We start from the raw sequence: 20,371 nt of genomic DNA on the forward strand, positions 1-20,371 counted from the left end.
AAAGGCCGGAGAAGGGTCGATCGCACATAATGCGAAATCACCACTTCCCCAGCCCCGCGAAACTCACATCCGTCCCGAACTAGGTTTTGTGTTTATTTAATTGATTCAAACTTTTAATACCGCCAGCCATCGCAGCCGTGCAGCGTAGATACACTTAGGCTTTATTCACCTTGACAAAACAACATACACCATTCTCGTCTGTTTGTCAATATCCTACAGGGACTTATATCAATTTCGGTTACACTGGAATGATAGGTCGGAGACGGCAGTGCCGTCTCCCTACCCCAAAATAATATTGTAGGGAGACGGCACTGCCGTGTCCTAATTTCTTATTCCTTGGAATTCCACTCCCTAACATCTGCATCGGTAATATAGTGCCGATAAAAAGTTGAACCCTTCACCGTCACTTGAATCTTACCTTTACCCTTTTCCACCCTCTCACTCTCAATCGTCACCTTGCCAAACCCTGTTTCTTTCCAAGTCTCATACAAAATGTCCTCAATTCGATCGAAAACCCGATCGATCGGATTCTGTCTGCTTTCTGGCAGTGCTGCCATATCTTTTACTCCCCCGTGAGACTTGGCACGGTTTGCATCCGAACTATCCGAATCCATCGCATCCGACAAAAACTCCATACTTCTCAGCTCCAAAATGGTATTTGCAAAAATTTAATTATTGAATAACTTTTAACCCGTAACTTAGTGTAAAATCAATAAACATTCAAAACTCACAATTGTGCAGTCACAGGCAGCAGTCACCAACCTCTGACATTTCGCAGCCCAACGCGATCGCACTTAAGACATCACACTTTTTCAAACATCCCAGGGGTTAGCCCCCCCTAAATACACCACCATATCGCACTTGTACCCATAGGCAAACCACCCATGAATCAAGCAGAATTTATCACCATTTACAATAATTTAGGCAACAAATGCAAGCAAGTTTTGAAGCAAAAACTAGCTGGAACACCAAATAAACAAATCATCAAAATTATCCCTATTAAATCAGAAGCAACTGTACGCCAACATTTGACCACAGCATATCAAGCATTTGGCTTAGGAGACGACAAGCGCTCTAGCTGGTCAGATTTGCAGTCATTGTTTTTTCAATTCATGCCCGAATTAATCCCAACGAAACCAGAACCACAACCATTAAATTCTCGCTGGGTAGAACGAACTTCAGATATTACTAAACTCCAAAAATGGACATCAGAAAATTTCAAGATTTTGATAATAGTAGGAGAAGGCGGTATCGGCAAAACTACCTTAGCACAGCAATACTTAGCAAGTTGCCAATTTGAAAAAATTTTAGATATGAAAATTGCCCTAACTCCCGAAAACTTGCGGAGTGCCGATTCATTTGTGCAAACTTGGCTGCAACAAGATTTTCAAGAAGATGCACCCAGAGATTTTAGCCTTAGTTTAAGCTTGCTAGAAAAAAAGCTGCGTCAAATCAAAGTCGCAATTTTCATAGATAACTTAGAACCTGCCTTACGCAACGGTATGTTTTTACCTGAGTACCGAAATTATGTAGAATTGCTGCGGGTTCTGTGCGATCCAAGAATCAAAGGAGTCACGCTGATTACGAGTCGAGAAAAGTTAAAAGAACCAGACATCAGAGGCTTTCAAACTCACATTTTAACAGGCTTGACTTCTGAAGCATGGCAACAATATTTTGAATATCCCAAGACTTCAGAAGATTTACAATCTCTGCAAGAAATGCACGCACTTTATAAAGGCAATGCTCTGGCAATGGAAGTGCTGTATAATGATATTCAAAATAATTATGATGGAGATATTGCCGAAGCTTGGCAACAAAACCGCCAAGAATTACAGCAGCTAGATCCATTTTCATTTCTTATCAACAATCAATTAAATCGTCTCAACGCTCACTCTCATCAAGCTTACCGCTTGTTATGTCGTTTGGGAGCTTGTCGGTATCAAGAAATTGAATGGTTGCCAGATACTTGCATCAAAGCTTTGCTGTGGGATGTAACGCCAGCAGAACAATTGAAAGTAACGCGGCGGTTGTGTGACTATTCCTTGCTACAATTGCATCGCGGCAAATACCGAATGCACCCCGCGATTCGGGCTGCGGGTTTGAATCAGTTGCAGAATAGCAGCGAATGGGAACAAACTCAAAGGGCGATCGCACAACATTGGTTTTCTAGTGTAGAACACATTCAATCCCCTCAGTTAGGTTTGCAAGTTTTAGAAGCTTACTATCATTTCCGAGAAATTGATGATTGTGATTCAGCGTGGGATGTATTGTGCCGCCCTGCCATACCTATTTTACCAGAAGAATTATTTCTATATTTTTTATCTTGGGGATACATCAGCCAAACTTTAGAATTAGCAGAAAAATTGGTAAATCGAGTTTCGCCTAATCGGGAAGCAAGTCTGTATCGCTGCATCGGCGACTGTCATGCCTATTTGCTAGCAGATGGTTTTGAAGTAGCTTTAGAATATCACCGCCAAGCTCAATTTGCGGCTCAGCGCGAAGGCGATAAATGGACAGAATTTAACTCATACAGTGATATGGGTTTGTGCTATATTGCTGCTGGTGAATACGAGTTAGGATTAGCTATTTATCGAGCCAAACTCGATCTAGCCTTATCTCCAGTATCTCCGGCAATTCGATCTCGGCTAAATAGTTGTTACTGCGAAGTTGCTCTGCTGCACTCTTATTTAGGACAAGCAAGTGAGGCAAAGGCAGCATTGAAAGAAGCTACAAGACACTTGCAACAACCTTTAGAAAGCGTTCCGCCTTGGCAAGCTTGCTGGGATTTGAATATGGCTGGTTTGGCTCAAAAACATATTGGCGAGTATGAAGAAGCTAAGCAAACTTTAGAGCAAGTTGTGGCGATCGCCCAAAATTGCAACTTTACATCAGACATCGCCCGTGCCTGGTACATTTTAGGCGACGTTTTTCGAGAAAGCAATGATTTTTCAGCTTCCTTGCAATATCAAAATCAAGCTATTGAATTTTATACCAAAATTGGTGCTAAGTACGAATTAGGGATTAGCAATTATTACATCGGCTTGACTTACCGGGATTTAGGAGAATTAGAAATAGCTCAGAATCACTGGCAGCAAGCTATTAAAATATTTAATCGGATGAAAACGCCTAAACTGGTGGATAAAGTTGAAGCTTGTCTCAATAGCAATTTTAGCAAAGAAAGTGTAAAATGAAAAGTGGTGAGTTTCAGGAGTGCAAGCTATTCCTACAACAGCGCAAGTATGGCAAACCTTCATTCTTTGTTGTTCTGCAACAAAAATGTATCGAAGTGTTAACTTAGTCCGCTTAGATGAACGCACGGGCAACGTTTACTTCTTAGCCGGAGAACAAATCGAAATTGAAATCAAACCCAACGGAGAAGCGATATTTGTATGAAACCCAACTTTAATGAAATGAGCAGAAAAGAGTTACGCGCTTATGTCCTTGCTCATCGAGATGATGATGAGGCATTCTATGCTTTAGCTGACAAAATCTCTGCTGAAACAGCCAATAAAGTGCCACTTCCCCTCCTAAAATCCTTAGAGGATCTGGAAAATTATCCAGAGTTTCTAGAAAAACTCCGTCGCGATCCGGGACACCAAGAATCAGCTTAGAGGTAGTGGGGCGGGTTCACCAAAAATTTTTACCCCCATCAACAAATTGTATAAAGCCGCCACCACACAGCCGACCAATTATCAAAACCCGCCCCCACACAGCCAATAAACGATCTAAACTGGCCTCAGAATGGGCAGATATTTTTACCCTATTTCCGCACAGCTTCTAGCAAGCGAGAATAGTAAAAGCTAGTGCTATTCATGGCTGTTCTGTTAATCGCAAAACCGTTGCTTTCTAGGATTTTGATAATATCTGCTTCCCGGTGCTGGTAAGCGCGGGTAGTTTTGCTCGGGCCGGGGAAAAGTTCGCCAAATTTTTTGAGGGCGGTAAGTGCTAAAGTTTTGGGGGCAAAACTGAGAATTAGTCGCGATTGGGCGATCGAACTTAGGTGAGCAATCATGGACGCAGCCTTATCTTGAGGATAGTGGATCAGCACGTCCAAGCAAATAACCGTGTGGAATTTGCCCGTCAAAGCTTCCAAATCTTGGGCTGCGAAGGAGATGTTGTAGAGCTTGCCGGGAACGGCTGTCGATCGATCGTAGGCTTCTGCTACCATCTTTTCAGAGATATCGCTAGCGCAAACAATTGCCCCAGCGTCAGCTAGGGGAATGCTTAGAGAGCCCACACCGCAGCCAGCATCGCAGACACCAAGCCCGCGCAAATTGCCATCAGCTTCCAGCCATTTGATGACTGTATCCACCGTTTTCTGGTGCCCGGTACGGATGTCTAGCTGCACTTTATTGACTTTGCCGTCGCCGTAAATTCGCTGCCAGCGATCGAAGCCCGTCGAGTTAAAATATTGTTTAACTATAGTCTTGTCATCTACCAAATTCATCTTTTTGCCTGCTGCTGAGTTATTGCCAACGGTTTGATATTATAACAGAAGAAGGAAGAAGGAAGAAGGAAGAGGGGAGAAGGAAAAGGGGAGAGGGGAGAAGGAAAAGGGGAGAGGGGGAGAATTACCAATTGCCTCATTACCAATTACCAATTACCAATTACCAAATCTAAAATCCCTTAAAACAGTCTGTGCCAAGTCAATTCTTGGGTCGCTGCATTTAAATTCCAGCGTAACAATTGACTTGCCGATTGACCGATAATTCCCGGAAGCCCGATCGCCTTTCTGGGAGATTCCGTAGCCAGGGCGATCGCAGTTTGCACCTCGCAAATCCCCCACTTTACCAAATTTTGAACTCCTGCCAACAGCGGTAGAGTTGTACCGGCCAAAGTAGCAGATTCCAGCGGCGAGTGATAATCCAATCTTACCCAAGCCGTACCTTTTCTGACTTCAATTTGCCGGGAATCCCAAGGATAAACACCATCAGGCAAACCCAAGGGAGCCAAAGCATCGCTGACTAAAAAAACGCCTTTTTCATACCTGCCAGCGCGCAGCAAAAAATCGATCATTGTTGGAGAAACGTGCTTCCCATCAGCAATTAAACCGCATTTTACACCAGGATAAACGATCGCCGCTCCCAACAAACCCGGTTCTCGGTGGTGCAAGCTCGGCATCGCATTAAAAGCGTGAGTTACCATTGAAGCTCCTCGATCGAATGCTTGCTGTGCTTGCTGTGCCGTCGCTTGAGAGTGTCCCAAACTGACGGTAATTCCCAAACTTTGTAAATAAGGTATGACGGAGCCAGTGCTGTCTAACTCCGGCGCTAAAGTAATTATCTTGACAATATCGGCACAATCTCCTAAAACTTCCTTGACATTTTCTATAGTTAGCGGTAACAAAAACTCAACTGGGTGAGCTCCTCGCTTTTGGGGGTTGAGAAAAGGGCCTTCGAGGTGAACGCCGATAATTTCGGCTCTTTTGAATTGATTGCTGGCAGGATCGGCAGTTTTTGCACTGCGCATATAATCCGCTATCGCCCTGAGCGATCGCCTAAACTTATCCAGGGAAGTTGTCACCAAAGTCGGCAAAAAAGCATCAACTCCCTGATACCATAAAAATTGACAAATTTTATGTAAAACTTCAACATCCTTGCTTTCTAAATCTGGGAAAGCTAAACCGAGTGCTCCGTTAATCTGCAAGTCAACACCGCCCAGAGAAATCAAATCGCCTGCTGCATCCAGCACTTGCAAATTGGGAGGAGCAATCCGTTTAAATACCGCGTCCATCGGACAAACTTTTTGAATGATTCCCGATTCGTCAACCGCCAGCATTTGCAAATCCTTGCAGCCAGGGAGGCGAGCATTGAGAATATCTGTATTGGTAGCAGTTGGGGTAGTGGCTTCAGTCATCCGATTTTAGATTTTAGATTTTAGATTAAAGAATGTTAGATTTTAGATTGGCTCGCCTCGATAAATCTGCGGGCTCGCGATCGAGATGTGGAGATTTTTGCTTTCTGCACTCTTGGCTTGTCACCAAATTGCTTTCGAGCATCAGTTTGGCTATAAAATATCTAAATTTTAGTTAGCGCCATAATTTAAAATTACCATTAATCTGAAATCTCACATCTGAAAATTGCATGAGTCAACCCACAGTTGGAATTATCATGGGCAGCGATTCGGATTTGCCTACCATGTCTGAAGCGATCGCAGTTTGCGAAGAATTTCACGTACCTTGCTCCGTAGCAATTGTCTCCGCCCACCGTACCCCGGAGCGGATGGTGGAATACGCTCAAACCGCGCACCAACGAGGTTTGAAAGTAATTATCGCAGGTGCTGGGGGGGCGGCGCACCTACCGGGTATGGTAGCATCTTTAACACCATTGCCGGTAATTGGCGTACCGGTACCGAGCCGCCACCTCCAAGGCGTAGATTCGCTGTACTCGATCGTCCAAATGCCAGCGGGTATACCAGTAGCAACAGTGGCGATCGGCAATGCTAAAAATGCTGGCTTGCTGGCAATTCAAATATTAGCAGTTTCTCAGCCTCAATTGCTAGAGCGAATCCTGGATTACCGCAAAACTTTGTCGGAATCTGTCATCAAAAAACAAACTCAGCTAGAAGAGCTAGGCTATCAAAAATATCTCAGTATGAACAAATAATCTCTAAACTGTTGTAGTACAATTGGAAAATTTTCGGAATCTTGCTGAGCTGATTAGTTGTAAAGAGCGTAAAAATGATTAAAATGACTGTCGGAAAGAAAAAGTCGAAACAAGTCAGGCGGGAGTCTTTGAATTTGCCAGCAGCTAACTTTTTGACCAAAGTCAGCAGGTTCAAAAATTTACAAAGGACGATCGCCCGCCTCAGTCCGAGCTGGCAAGCCTGCATACCTTTAGCAGCCATCATCGTCTTGATTTGGGGATATGCCGCAGTAGCCCAAACCCCTCCCAAGCCGACCACCGAGGAACAATTGGCAAGCCTCAAGGTGGGTATTGACACCATGTGGGTCATGGTGGCTGGGATGCTAGTGTTCTTTATGAATGCCGGTTTTGCCATGTTAGAAACCGGATTTTGTCGCCAGAAAAATGCAGTCAACGTCCTCGCAAAAAACTTGATTGTGTTTGCGCTGTCTACAATTGCGTATTGGTCGATCGGCTTTGCCTTAATGTTCAGTGACGGCAACGGTTTTATCGGCAGCAGCGGCGGATTTTTCCTCTGGAATGTCGCTGACAACAGCCCCGCTATGGGAGATGCTTATCAAGGCATTTTCGACTCGCTTAACTGGGCGGGAGTACCTCTCAACGCCAAATTCTTTTTCCAATTAGTTTTTGCTGGAACTACTGCCACGATCGTTTCTGGAGCCGTTGCAGAGCGTATTAAATTCCTCGACTTCTTGATTTTCAGCTTGTTGTTAGTAGGCATTGCTTACCCAATTACCGGACACTGGATTTGGGGCGGCGGCTGGCTGTCAAAATTAGGTTTTTACGATTTTTCAGGTTCGACAGCGATTCACTCTGTAGGCGGTTGGGCTGCTTTGATGGGAGCGGCATTTCTCGGGCCGCGGATCGGCAAGTACCGCAACGGCGATACCGTGGCGATGCCGGGACACAACATGAGCATTGCTACCCTCGGCTGTTTGATTCTGTGGTTGGGCTGGTTCGGGTTCAATCCCGGTTCGACAATGGCTGTCGATCCAAATGCGATCGCCCACATTGCGCTCACCACCAACACCGCAGCAGCCTTTGGGGGAGTTGCTGCAACAATCACCGCTTGGTTGTATCTCGGCAAACCAGACTTGTCGATGATTATCAACGGCATCTTGGCTGGCTTAGTGGGAATTACTGCTGGCTGCGCTTACATCAACATACCCAACTCTGCCATTATCGGCGCGATCGCCGGCATCCTGGTAGTTTTTGCAGTAACTTTCTTCGACAACATAAAAATTGACGACCCTGTAGGCGCAACTTCCGTTCACTTAGTCTGTGGCATCTGGGGAACTATAGCAGTAGGCTTGTTTGCTGACGGCCCGGGAACTGGAATTTATACCGCAGGCCCGAAAGCCGGATTGCTAGTAGGGGGAGGTTTCGATCAGCTAATACCGCAGTTAATCGGGATTATCTCTGTAGGCGGCATGACTGTGCTGCTGAGTACAATTTTTTGGGCTGCACTCAAAGCTTTGTTGGGTATCCGCGTTTCTGCTGTAGAGGAGGCTGAAGGTTTGGATATCGGCGAACACGGGATGGAAGCTTACACCGGGTTCGTCAAGGAAACCGGATCGGCAAACACAACAGAGGGCGGCTACGGCGGTTATCCCGGCGGTTCTGGGGGGAGGACTACCAAGCTTTAGAGCGCGCGCTCGATCGCCCTCGACACGAGATTTGTAGCCCAATCTAGGGCTTTGTTGAGAAAAACTACAATCTGAAACAGCCACCGCCCACAGATGCAGTCCCTGAGGCACTCTTGATTCTTTTCAACCCGGTTTATCGTTCTGGCGTTGCTTGCTAAAATCGCGCAATTACGTTAAAAACCGGGTTGCTGCCTCCTGCCCTCTTTCAAAAAATGCTATTGTAGACCAGCTCGAAATCCCTCTGCCGTCACTCATTCCCCAATTTAAAATTGAAAATCGTCGGGTTTGTGTCCGAGAAAGTTTGGCAGGCAGATTTTTTATGGTAGAGTAGTGCGAAAAAGCAAAGTTCTGCATCGCCGCCGCGCCCAACACAGCACGCTGCTTGATTCTTACAAGAATTGAGGCTTTAATTGAGCGGTAAAATTTGATGCAACAACGAGTGCCAATTATTCGGTGTGGTGCCTGCAAATCGCTTGAGTTTATGGAGAAGTTTGGAGGAGTTAGCAGAAGTAGAGCTCATAAATCCCTCTTAGGGATGGAGGTGAGCCGATCGAAAAAAGTCCCGGTTTGGGCTTTGCTATCTCTGGTGGCGAACGGATTGCTGATCGTCACAGTTGCTCAACTAATGGCAAGGGGACACAATTTGACAGAAACTTCCCCTGCTAGTGCTGCGATGACAGCATCCGGCACCACAGAGGAATTAATTCGCTCCGTACCGCCGACCAACTCAGCAAAGCCAGCGCTAGACGTACCCATTCCCGGGCCGCGACACAAATGGTCTTACCAGCAGTGGGTGACGCAGTTGGGCCGAGAAGCTGAAGCAGCGGCGGCGAATCGCCCCCCAAAACTGAGCGTTTTGGCTGGGGATTCTCTGAGTATGTGGTTTCCTACGAAGCTGCTACCGATCGATCGCATTTGGCTCAATCAAGGGATTTCTGGCGAGACTTCCGTGGGTTTGCTGAAGCGATTGCAATTATTCGATCGCACTGAACCAGAGACCGTGTTTGTGATGATCGGGATTAACGATTTGTTGCGGGGGGCCAGCGACGAAGGAATTTTGGACAACCAGCGCCAGATTATCCGCGATTTGCGCTGGGCTCACCCGAAAGCACAAGTGGTGGTGCAGTCGATTTTGCCGCACAGCGGGGAACAAGCAACTTGGGAAAATCGCGATCGGCTGCTGGCGATTCCCAACAGTCGAATTCGCGCCATCAATCGGCGCCTCAAAGAAATTGCTAATTCCGAAAATGTTTCCTATCTCGATTTGCAGTCTTTGTTTGCCGATGCTGACGGCAATTTGTCAACGGAACTCAGCACAGATGGCTTGCACCTGAACGATCGAGGTTACCTGGTTTGGCGATCGGCCCTGCAAATGTTCGGTCAAATGCAGTTGAAAATTTAATTATGAGTGATTAGCGATCGGTCATTAAGCTAGAAAGATCCCAGATGAAGTCATCTTCTGGGAAACTCTCCCCCTCAGCCATTACTCTGCTTTCAGGGGTGATGTCAAGTATCTAAGGATAGATTAAGAAAATATTATTATTAATTTTTTTGTATAAGATTATACAGAATAAGGATGATTACAAATGGTGCAATCCAAAGGCGGAGAGTATTGGATTGATACTTGACGAATTTAGATAAGCCCGGCTATGTGAAGTTCGAGGCTTGAGGATTTGGGAATTATCTATTAAAGATTTGTTCCGCTCAAACAGGGACTTAAAACCAAATAACTATTGCATCTAAAATCCTCGCATCTAAAATCGGCTCGGTCTTTCCAGAAAATTGCTGAGTATTAGAAGGTAAAAATAACGTGCTCAAAAAAAGTTTAACGATCGGCATCCTCGCACTGTGGCTGTTAAGCTGGCCGCTGATGAACAATGCCTTAGCTCAAGAGGCTCCGGCGGCGGCTCCGGCTGCTGCTGCGGTGGTGGCAAGTCCGATCGACACCGGCGATACAGCCTGGATGTTAGTCTCATCAGCACTGGTACTGCTGATGACACCCGGGCTAGCGTTTTTCTACGGAGGGCTAGTGCGATCGCGCAACGTCCTCAACACCATGATGATGAGCTTAGTCATGATGGGACTGATCGGCGTTACATGGACGCTGTGGGGTTACAGCTTGGCCTTTGACGTTTCCACTCCAGTTTCCGAAGGCTTTGGGAAAGGATTTGAAACCTTCATCGGCGGCTTCGACTGGATGTTCTTAAACAACGTCGCAGCCGACAAACCAGATCCGATCGGCTACGCACCGACAATACCGCACCAAGTATTCATGGTTTACCAGATGATGTTCGCCATCATCACTCCCGCCTTGATTTCTGGGGCGATCGTCGAACGGGTAACATTCAAAACCTACTTCTGGTTCGTGTTGCTGTGGTCTACATTCATCTACTCTCCTCTAGCCCACTGGGTTTGGGGTAGAGGCTGGCTGGGAGCAATGGGAGCATTAGACTTTGCAGGCGGCACAGTCGTACACATCAGTTCCGGCATATCAGCAGTAGTCGCAGTTTGGGTAATCGGGCCCCGCAAAGACCACTTGAACAAGCCCCACACCCCCCACAACGTACCCTACGTCCTGCTCGGAATTGGGCTGCTGTGGTTCGGCTGGTTTGGCTTCAACGGCGGTAGCGCTTTGGGTGCCGGTTCTTTAGCAACCGTTGCTTTTGTCACCACGATGATTTCTGCAGCAGCCGGCGGCTTAACTTGGACAATCATCGAATGGGTACTCAGAGGCAAACCGACAGCAGTCGGAATAGCTAGCGGCTTTTTAGCGGGATTGGTGGGAATCACACCGGCGGCTGGATTCGTGCTGCCAGTGGGAGCGCTGTTAATCGGCTCCATAACTTCCGTTTGCTGCTTTTTTGGCGTTAGCTTGCGAGCTAAGCTGGGATTTGACGACTCTTTGGATACCTTCCCAGTTCACGGCCTCGGCGGGACTGTAGGAGCACTGCTGACTGGCCTATTTGCGACCAAAGCCGTTAACGCAGCCGGAAATGACGGGCTGTTTGCCGGAAATCCGGGGCTACTCGTGACCCAGTTTATCGGCGTTCTAGCTACTTACGTGTTTGCGGGTGTCGGCACTTTTGTGATTTTGAAAATTTTGGGGCAGTTTATGGAACTGCGAGTGTCCTCATCTGCTGAAGACCAAGGTTTGGATATCGGCCAACACGGCGAAGAAGCTTACGGCGAGGATTTTGCCGGCGGTTTCAGTTCCTTTGAATCTGGTTCTCCTTTTGCGCCGAAAAAGGTCGGCTAATTTTATCGATTAGTTCGATCGTGTAGAGATGCAGTTATCTGCGTCTCTACGCTTTTTTTTTAACGAACCGCGAAGGCGCAAAGAGCGCGTTCGGCGAAGCCGTTCCCGAAGGGTAGGAAGAGGAGGAAGAAGGATTAAGATCGATCGCGGCCCGATCGATCTCTAACCCAACTTTCTGATTCTTCTTTCTTCTTCCTTTGCGTCATGAGCGTCTTCGCGGTTCATTCCTTCTTCCCTCTCATTCACAATATAAACACCTTAACCGCTGTTCCCAGCTCAAGCAAATAATCCCGATCGCACCCAGGCCTTCTAAAATCAAAGGTAATTAACCTAGATTTCAACTTGATACCAGATGGATACTAAAGCTTTTAAACGATCGCTCCAACAGTCCGAAAACTACCACCGCAAGGGTTTCGGACACGAAGCTGAGGTAGCGACTGTGATGCAGACAGCTTATCAAAGCAGTCTGATCCAGCAAATTCGCGACAACAATTATAGGCTCGAACGCGGCTCCGTCACCATCCGGCTGGCTGAGGCTTTTGGCTTTTGCTGGGGGGTGGAACGCGCTGTGGCTATTGCTTACGAGACTCGCCAGCACTTCCCCTCGGAACGGATTTGGATTACTAATGAGATTATTCACAATCCTTCTGTGAACCAGCATTTGCGCGATATGGAAGTTGGTTTTATTGCTGTGGATAAGGGGCAGAAAGATTTTTCGGTGGTGGATAGCGGAGACGTGGTAATCTTGCCTGCTTTTGGCGCTAGCGTGCAAGAAATGCAGTTGCTCAACGATAGGGGCTGCAAGATTGTTGATACTACTTGTCCTTGGGTTTCTAAGGTTTGGAATACTGTTGAGAAGCACAAGAAAAAAGATTATACTTCGATTATTCACGGTCAGTACAAGCACGAGGAAACTGTTGCTACCAGTTCTTTTGCTGATAAGTATTTAATTGTGCTGAATTTGCAGGAAGCTGAATATGTCAGCAATTATATCTTGCACGGAGGCGACCGCGAGCAGTTTCTTGCTAAGTTTAGCAAGGCTTGTTCGGCTGGTTTTGACCCGGATGTTGATTTGGTAAGTGTCGGAATTGCTAACCAAACTACTATGCTCAAAACAGAAACTGAGAATATTGGCAAGTTGTTTGAAAAGACGATGATGCGCAAGTTCGGGCCGTCCAATCTTAACGAACATTTTCTGAGTTTTAATACTATCTGCGATGCGACTCAGGAACGGCAAGACGCTATGTTGGGTTTGGTTGAGGAAAAGTTGGATTTGATGCTGGTGATTGGGGGTTTTAATTCTTCTAATACTACTCACTTGCAGGAAATTGCGATCGACAAAGCTCTTCCTTCCTACCACATTGATTCTGCCGAGCGCATTTTACCGGGAAATCGCATCGAACACAAGCCTTTGGGGGCAGATTTGGTTGTGGCCGAAAATTGGCTGCCTGATGGTAATATTGTCGTCGGCGTGACTTCGGGTGCTTCGACTCCTGATAAGGTTGTTGAGGATGCGATCGATCGCATTTTGGCAATGAAAGCCGCTGTGATTGTCTAATTCTCTTGTTTCGCCACTGCACTCGAAATCGTCTGTTTCGGCGTGCAGGGCGATCGTCTCAATCCTCAACACACTCTCAACTCTAATTCCTGTTCGTTCCCTCTCGATCCTGAAAATTATCCGCCTTCATCTGCTGTTTGTTTCTCTACCAATTTCTCCCCGCTTCCCCAATTATTTTTTAGCCAGATCGTGAAAAATCGCCTTTTTTTTTGAGGGTAAAAGCTTGACACTTGCCGCTTAAAAAGGTATTATTATATAATGGAAATAGTGGCAATTTTTAAATTCAAGTTACCACTTCCATTATCTAAAATATAACTCGAAAATCCCCACAAATCAATAGGTAAAAACTCCTTTTTTTCGCCGCGATTTGAAATTGTCAAATCAGCAAAAGCGATCGCACAGAAAATAGGAAATTAAGCTGGGCGGGCAGCGAGAGAGTGTCTGTTTGCAGTCTCCTACCTAAGAAGGATGCGAGGGGGAACGATACTAAACTAAAAACAAGATCGAGCGCACCTTTGAGCCGGAAATTTATAGAGTTTCGCGGCCGTGTCGGCCCGGGCAAAAAAACGATCGCCCGCATCCAAGTCAAATAAAAAAAGCGGGACTCGCGCGCTGACTATTTCATGAACAAATCGCTGCACAGCCAAATCACCGCAGGCATCGGCATCGCCTTGGGACTGCTAATTTTTAATGCGGCAACTTCCTACCGCAATACTCTGAAGTTAGTCGAAAACGAAGCTTGGGTGAGCCACACTCACCGAGTTTTAACTGAACTCGAAGCCACACTTTCGACGGTAAAAGATGCTGAAACCGGACAGCGCGGTTATTTGCTGACGGGAGAAGAACGGTATTTGGAACCCTATCACAGCGCGATCGCCCGCGTCAACGTACAAGTAGCTCGATTGCAGCAGCTAATCGTTGACAAGCAGCAGCAACAGCGAGCTGGTGACTTGAAAATTGCGATCGACTCTAAATTAGCCGAACTTGAAGAAACGATCGTTCTGCGGCGCCAAAAAAACTTAGAAGCAGCCGTGCAGATAGTAAAATCCGGTAGGGGAAAGCAAATCATGGGCGGCATTCGGCAGCAGGTAGCCATCATGACTGCGGAGGAAAATCTGCTATTACAACAGCGCGCCCGAGAATCTCAAGCCAGCGCCAATTTGACAATCCTGACTTTTACCGTGGCTGCTGTAGTAGATTTGCTGTTGCTGCTGTTGGTTTACTATTTGGTAAAGCGCGATCGCATTTTGCGCGACAAGGCTCAAATCAAGCAAAATCAACTGTTAGAACAGTTAGAACACGATCGCAATTCCCTGCAATTAACCGAAGAACGTTTCCGCCTCGCCATTCTCAACGCCCCGCTGCCAATTATGCTGCACGCTGAAAACGGAGAAGTTTTGCAAATTAACTCCGCTTGGACAGAACTCTCGGGCTACAAATTCTCAGAAATTCGCACAATTGAAGATTGGACAGAAAAAGTTTACGGCAGCCGCAAATCGTTAGTACAAGCAGATATCAATTGGCTGCACAAATTAAACTCGCGCCTTTCTGAAGGTGAATATATAATTACCACAGCCAGCGGCGAAAAACGAATTTGGGACTTTTATTCTGCACCTTTAGGCAAGCTTTCCGACGGCAGAAGTTTAGTAATTAGTACCGCCATTGACATCACTGTGCGCAAACAAGCAGAAGCCGAAATTCGGAGGCTCAACGCTACTTTGGAACAGCGAGTGGAACTCCGCACCAATCAACTGCAAGCAGCCAACGAAGAATTAGAAGCTTTCACTTATACCGTCGCCCACGATTTGCGCGCTCCCTTGCGGGGAATGCAGGGATTGGCTGAAGCCTTGTTAGAAGATTACCGCGATCTACTTGACGAACTCGGTCAAGAATATGCCCAGCAAATTGTGAATTCTGGGCAACAATTAGAAGATTTGATTCAAGATTTGCTAGCATACAGCCGTCTGAGCCGTACTGATTTATCGCTGCAAGTTGTAGAGTTAGAATCTGCTGTCGCTGACGCAATTGCGATGGTACAAGCAGACGCTAAATCTAGCGGCGCTCAAATCAGCGTGCGATCGCCATTATTTGCTGTAATTGCCCACCGTGTTACTTTAGTTCAAGTAATCGCAAATCTGCTCACCAATGCTCTAAAATTTGTGGCAGGCGCATCGCCGCAAGTGCAGATATGGGCCCAGGAAATTCAACTGCCTCCAGAGGGAGAGACAGACAGACAGACTGCGGGAGAATGGAAAATGGGGAAAGTTGGAAAGTGGGAGCATTCGCAGTTATTGATTAGCACTGACCAATTGCCCGTTAGCGTTAGCGAAGCGATCGAACCCAAAGCGATCGAACCCAAAGCCAACGAAGACGATCGCCTCATCCGTCTGTGGGTAGAAGACAACGGCATCGGTATTGCCCCAGAACATCAAAAACGGATTTTTCGCGTCTTTGAACGGCTTCACGGTATCGAGTCATACCCCGGAACTGGTATAGGATTAGCTATTGTACAAAAAGCAGTCGATCGCATGGGGGGTCAAGTTGGTGTGGAATCCCAATTAGGACACGGCAGTAGATTTTGGATACAACTGAGGAAAGGATGAGCCAAAGGCAGACGATTTTGCTGGTGGAAGATAGCCCCGTTGATATTCTGTTGATGCAGCGGGCGTTTCGCAATCAGATTTTTACTAATACTTCGCTACAAATTGTCCGAGATGGAGATGCAGCGGTTTTTTATTTAAATGGTGATGGAGAATACAGCGATCGCGAGCGCTATCCTTTACCTGCGATAATTTTACTAGATTTGAAGTTGCCCAGGCGATCGGGTCACGAGGTTCTGGGTTGGCTCAAACAGCAGCCGCAACTAAAACGTTTACCTGTGGTTGTTCTTACTTCTTCAAGCCAAACAGTTGATGTCAATCAAGCTTACGATCTAGGGGTTAATTCTTATTTGGTTAAACCTGTCGGGTTTGCTTCTTTATCGGACATGATGCAGCGTTTTGGCGAGTATTGGCTCAACCATAACGAACTGCCGGAACCTCTAGAATTTTCTGGTTTATAGTAGCGTTATCCCAATTTTTAGGGTTCATTTCCTCGTTGTCAGACTCTTCGTCGCAACGAGAGATTTAATACTACTTCCCAAAAATAATCCCAAAAATAATCTATGTGTTTGCTCGTGTTCTCAACTATTATAAGTCAGTCGATTATATATTTTAGACTTCGACGGCTTGCTTGGGCTACAGTAAGCACAAATAAGCACAAGACGCCCAAGCGCGGGCTCCGTCGAACTACAGGACAAGTTGCGATCGCGGTCGCCCTTGCTTGCCGAAGTCTCAAAGATTTGAGATACTTCGAGTTGGCTGTACAAGTTTGAGATTTACTTGCAGCGCCGCGAATCACCGGAGTTTGAACTTTGGTCTAAGATTTTGTAATCTCCATTTTTGCCGTCGTGGGCTTGTATCCATTTTTGGGTGTCATCAGTCATTCCCAATTCTTTAATCTCAAATATAATAAAATCAAAACTGGTAGAATTTGGGATTGAGGTAGCGAGTCCTGTATCATCTGTTCCTGTGCGATGAATCCAAAATTGATGCCAGAGCAATCAACCTCGAAAATGGTAAGCCTGGGATTTTTACCAGAAAGAATTGGTTGAAAGCCCGCCCGCCTTTGACGGAGAAATTAAAATTAGACTATTCATTACTCCAATCCTCGGACTTAAGGGTAGAGGTTGCCCTCAAAAGTCAACTGTCAAAAGTCAATTGTCAACTGTCAACTGTTGAAGCAAGGCATTGATTAATATAATATCCACAAAGTTCGAGAGTAACCCTTAGCTCATCTATTTGTCCGCAAATAGTGACCAAAAAGTACCGACAGCATAATCTGTGAGATATAATAAAATACAAGAAAATAGAATTAAAAAAATCCTGGATAGTTAATTAGCACTAAATATTGAAATAACGGAATTCCTCAATAACATATTCTGAGATACAAGAATGTTTGTGCCACTACAAAAAAAACAAAAACCATGCTGTCTATTCTGTTGATCGACGACAACCCGAACGATCGCCTGATGATCGAGCGAGAACTGAGAAAAAGTTTTCCAAATTTAGAAGTTAAGTCGGCGATAGATGCCGAAACTCTCGAAAAAATCCTCGCAGCCGGGGAGTTTGACTTGGTAATTACCGACTACCAAGTCCGCTGGAGCGACGGATTAACTATTCTCAAACAAGTTCAAAGCCAGTACCCAAATTGTCCGGTAATTATGTGTACCGACAGCGGCAGCGAACAAGTGGCAGTCGAAGCGATGAAAGCGGGTTTGAGCGATTATGTGTTCAAAGGGCGACACTTCAACCGGCTGGCGTCCGCCGTGCGCGAAAGCTTGGAAAAACGGCGGCTGCGCGAGAACTATGCGAAAACTTCGGCAGAGTTGGGAATTTCTGAGGAACGGCTGAGGGTGGCGATCTCCGCCTCGCAAATGGGAACTTGGGATTGGAATATACTAACTGGCGACGTGGTTTGGTCGGAGGGACACGAATTGTTATTCGGGTTGGAAGAAGGCAGTTTTGCGGGAACTTACGCAGCGTTTTTTGCCTGCGTTCACCCGGAGGATCGCGATGCTATTAGTCGGGCGATCGCCTTTTCTTTAGAAAACAAGATAGAATACCAGCACGAATTTAGAGTGATTTGGCCTGACGGCAGCTTGCACTGGATCGCCGGTAGGGGCAAGTATTTTTATGATGCTACAGGTCGATCGGTGCGATCGATCGGCGTGGTTTGGGATATTACCGATCGCAAGTTATCCGAAGCCAGAATACAGCAAAGCGAGGAAAATTTGCGCTTTGCCCTAGAAGCAGCTAACACTATTGCTTTTACCTGGGATATTGCTTCCGGGGAAGTCCGCCGCTCGTGCAATGCCGCCGCACATCTTGGTTTGGGCCCGCACAGCACGGTTGGTACTTTTGAGCAAAAAAAGCATTTGGTGCATCCAGATGACCGCGACAGCTTTTTGGCAGATTTGGATGCCGCACTCAGCGGCTCGGGAGTTTACGAGTCGGAACACCGCCAACAGCGCCCCGACGGTTCGGTGATTTGGCTTCACGACAAAGGGCGGGTGGTTTTTGACGCATCCGGTAAACCAGTGCGGCTGTTCGGCGTAGCGATCGACATTACCGCTGGCAAACAGTTAGAATGCGATCGATCGCAGGCTCTGGCGCGCGAGCGATCGTATTTGCACCGCCTGCAAAAGTTAACCTCCGCCTCAGTGGCGCTCCACTCCACGCTGTCGGTAGCAGACATCGTTCAGTTAGCAGCAGATAGCGCCCGCTCCATTCTGGAAGTCCATCAAGCAGCCGTCAACCTCAGCCCTTCGGCCCACTGGGATGCCGGAATTAGCAAGTTTTCCCTATCCGAAAAATACGCCCAGTGGCAAGATTACTGCGAAGAGCCAGACGGTACGGGCATTTATCAGGAAGTTTGCCGGCACCAACAGGCGATGCGGATGACTCAAAGCGAGTTAGAGGCTCACCCAGCGTGGCGGAAGTTCGGTAAGGCTGCGGGGAATCACCCGCCGATGCGGGGCTGGCTGGCGGTACCGCTGACGGCTCGCGATGGCAGAAATATGGGATTGATTCAGTTGTCGGACAAGTATGAGGGGGAGTTTGGGGAAGATGACGAAAGTATTTTAATGCAGTTGGCTCAAGCAGTTTCGGCGAGCATCGAAAACGCGCGGCTTTATGAGGAATCTCAGCAAGCAAATCGCATGAAAGATGAGTTTTTAGCAACTCTTTCTCACGAGCTGCGATCGCCCTTAAACGCGATTTTGGGCTGGGCGCAACTACTGCGCCACCGCAGTTTCAGTCCGGCTGCTACTGCTCGGGCACTGGAAACAATCGAGCGCAATGCTAAAATGCAAACTCAATTGATTGAGGATTTGCTGGATATTTCGAGAATTATTCGCGGCAAATTGACTTTAAATCCAAGTCCTGTAAATTTGATTTCGATGGTGGAAGCAGCGGTAAATACGGTGCGGTTGGCGGCCGATGCTAAGTCGATCGACGTGCGGTTTGCAATTCTAGATTTGGGCTGCGATACTGCTGAATTTTGCGAACCCTGGCAGGTTTATAGCAATCCCGAATCTCAGTTAAATCCGAGATTTTTGGTATCGGGAGACCCCGGCCGCTTGCAGCAGGTAATTTGGAATTTGCTGACAAATGCGATTAAGTTTACGCCGCGCGGCGGGCGAGTGTCCATCCGCTTGCAGCGATTTGATTCGGAGGTTGAGCTAACTGTTACCGACACCGGAATTGGGATTGCTGCGAATTTTTTGCCTTATGTGTTTGAGTCTTTCCGGCAAGCGGATGCTACGATTACTCGGAATTATAGCGGTTTGGGGCTGGGTCTGGCGATCGTCCGGCAGTTGGTGGAACTCCACGGCGGCAGGGTTTGGGCCCAGAGTCCGGGACTGGATATGGGCTCGACTTTTACTTTCCGCCTCCCTTCGATTCCGGTAAATTCGATCGCCCACGAGGAAGCGCCGATGTTGGCTAGCGGTGGTAATTTACAGGGAGTCAAGGTTTTAGTCGTAGATGACGAGGTGGATTCGCGGGAATTTATGATGTTTGTCTTGACTGATTCCGGGGCGGTTGTCAGGGCTGCATCGTCTGCTGCTGAGGCGTTTGAGGTGGCGTTTGAGTTTGTGCCGGATATTTTGGTCAGCGATATCGGAATGCCTGAGGAAGACGGCTATTCGCTGCTGTTAAGGCTGCGTTCTGTGGCCACCCAAAACGGCAGCAAGTTTCGGGCGATCGCCCTGACGGCCTATGCTAGAGATGAAGACCGATCTCGGGCACTGAAAGCTAGTTTCGATCTGCATCTGGCTAAACCCGTACAGCCCCATGTCTTGGTGGAGGCTGTAGTCAGTTTAAGGCGTGCCGGCGCTAACCAATAGACTTGAATTGCAAAAATCGGAAAACACCCTGAAATTATCTGCGTTTATCTGCGTTTATCTGTCTGACATCTGCGGTTTATGTATCAATCAAAGACTTATGCAATTCAAGTCTAATTAAAATAACTTAATTAATCATTAGTAATTATGTTCGTAGTGAGGAATGCGAGTCCGCATCAAAAGCCAAGGACTAAAGTCCGAACGATCAAACCTGTCATAAAATGCCGATCGACTGATATCACGTCCGGTCGATTACCATAACAAAAACCGAACGCACGTGGACTTTAGTCCGCAACATACTGCGGACTAAAGTCCACACGTGGG

General features: G+C 46.9%; 15 protein-coding genes. 11 read left to right on the forward strand and 4 right to left on the reverse strand.

What is annotated here, in order from left to right; all coding sequences use genetic code 11:
- Positions 1-329: 329 nt before the first annotated feature.
- Positions 330-635 (reverse strand): hypothetical protein, encoded by a 306-nt coding sequence (locus QT974_RS05840; RefSeq protein WP_333467579.1) that lies wholly within the window; start codon positions 633-635, stop codon positions 330-332.
- A gap of 249 nt (positions 636-884) precedes the next feature.
- Here QT974_RS05840 and QT974_RS05845 point away from each other — a divergent pair, with 249 nt between their 5' ends.
- The 3 genes from QT974_RS05845 to QT974_RS05855 are packed head-to-tail and all read left to right on the forward strand — an operon-like array spanning position 885 to position 3,611.
- Positions 885-3,191: a tetratricopeptide repeat protein gene (locus QT974_RS05845; RefSeq protein WP_333467580.1), complete on the forward strand. Its 2,307-nt coding sequence runs from the start codon at positions 885-887 to the stop codon at positions 3,189-3,191.
- Between the two features lie 19 nt (positions 3,192-3,210).
- Positions 3,211-3,393 carry a DUF6888 family protein gene (locus tag QT974_RS05850; protein WP_333467581.1) on the forward strand — a complete coding sequence of 61 codons (183 nt, stop codon included), beginning with the start codon at positions 3,211-3,213 and terminating at the stop codon, positions 3,391-3,393.
- Complete coding sequence (locus tag QT974_RS05855; protein ID WP_442933152.1) at positions 3,390-3,611, forward strand: DUF6887 family protein; 222 nt, start codon at positions 3,390-3,392, stop codon at positions 3,609-3,611. Before QT974_RS05850 ends, QT974_RS05855 begins: the two co-directional genes overlap by 4 nt.
- Positions 3,612-3,760: 149 nt before the next feature.
- Here the strand turns inward: QT974_RS05855 and bchM are convergent, their stop codons facing one another.
- Positions 3,761-4,447 carry a magnesium protoporphyrin IX methyltransferase gene (gene bchM / locus QT974_RS05860; RefSeq protein ID WP_333467583.1) on the reverse strand — a complete coding sequence of 229 codons (687 nt, stop codon included), beginning with the start codon at positions 4,445-4,447 and terminating at the stop codon, positions 3,761-3,763.
- A 179-nt stretch (positions 4,448-4,626) separates the two neighbouring features.
- A complete protein-coding gene (gene nagA, locus QT974_RS05865; protein ID WP_333467584.1) occupies positions 4,627-5,856 on the reverse strand; it encodes an N-acetylglucosamine-6-phosphate deacetylase in 1,230 nt (409 codons plus the stop codon).
- Positions 5,857-6,083: 227 nt separating this feature from the next.
- Between nagA and purE the strand changes: the two genes are divergently transcribed.
- From purE to QT974_RS05900, 7 genes are all read left to right on the forward strand, one after another.
- Positions 6,084-6,605, forward strand: coding sequence for a 5-(carboxyamino)imidazole ribonucleotide mutase (gene purE, locus QT974_RS05870; protein ID WP_333467585.1), 522 nt, complete (start codon positions 6,084-6,086; stop codon positions 6,603-6,605).
- Between the two features lie 83 nt (positions 6,606-6,688).
- The gene (locus tag QT974_RS05875; protein ID WP_442933154.1) at positions 6,689-8,290 is read left to right on the forward strand and encodes an ammonium transporter; all 1,602 of its coding nucleotides are present in this window, start codon (positions 6,689-6,691) and stop codon (positions 8,288-8,290) included.
- A 535-nt stretch (positions 8,291-8,825) separates the two neighbouring features.
- The gene (locus QT974_RS05880; RefSeq protein WP_333467594.1) at positions 8,826-9,692 is read left to right on the forward strand and encodes an SGNH/GDSL hydrolase family protein; all 867 of its coding nucleotides are present in this window, start codon (positions 8,826-8,828) and stop codon (positions 9,690-9,692) included.
- A gap of 468 nt (positions 9,693-10,160) precedes the next feature.
- On the forward strand, positions 10,161-11,546 hold the full coding sequence (locus QT974_RS05885) for an ammonium transporter (RefSeq protein WP_442933155.1): 1,386 nt from the start codon (positions 10,161-10,163) through the stop codon (positions 11,544-11,546).
- Between the two features lie 352 nt (positions 11,547-11,898).
- Positions 11,899-13,104, forward strand: coding sequence for a 4-hydroxy-3-methylbut-2-enyl diphosphate reductase (locus tag QT974_RS05890; RefSeq protein WP_333467588.1), 1,206 nt, complete (start codon positions 11,899-11,901; stop codon positions 13,102-13,104).
- 623 nt (positions 13,105-13,727) lie between these two features.
- Positions 13,728-15,707 carry a sensor histidine kinase gene (locus tag QT974_RS05895; RefSeq protein ID WP_333467589.1) on the forward strand — a complete coding sequence of 660 codons (1,980 nt, stop codon included), beginning with the start codon at positions 13,728-13,730 and terminating at the stop codon, positions 15,705-15,707.
- The gene (locus tag QT974_RS05900; RefSeq protein WP_333467590.1) at positions 15,704-16,165 is read left to right on the forward strand and encodes a response regulator; all 462 of its coding nucleotides are present in this window, start codon (positions 15,704-15,706) and stop codon (positions 16,163-16,165) included. The genes QT974_RS05895 and QT974_RS05900 overlap by 4 nt, the downstream gene beginning before the upstream one ends.
- 315 nt (positions 16,166-16,480) lie before the next feature.
- Here QT974_RS05900 and QT974_RS05905 read toward each other — a convergent pair whose 3' ends face one another.
- Positions 16,481-16,705: a hypothetical protein gene (locus tag QT974_RS05905; RefSeq protein ID WP_333467591.1), complete on the reverse strand. Its 225-nt coding sequence runs from the start codon at positions 16,703-16,705 to the stop codon at positions 16,481-16,483.
- 423 nt (positions 16,706-17,128) lie between these two features.
- On the opposite strand from QT974_RS05905, the gene QT974_RS05910 reads away from it, so the two are divergent.
- Positions 17,129-20,050, forward strand: coding sequence for a PAS domain-containing protein (locus QT974_RS05910; RefSeq protein WP_333467592.1), 2,922 nt, complete (start codon positions 17,129-17,131; stop codon positions 20,048-20,050).
- The last annotated feature ends 321 nt before the right edge of the window (positions 20,051-20,371 follow it).

Source organism: Microcoleus sp. BM001215392 (assembly GCF_036700185.1).
Classification (GTDB): Bacteria; Cyanobacteriota; Cyanobacteriia; order Cyanobacteriales; family Microcoleaceae; genus Microcoleus.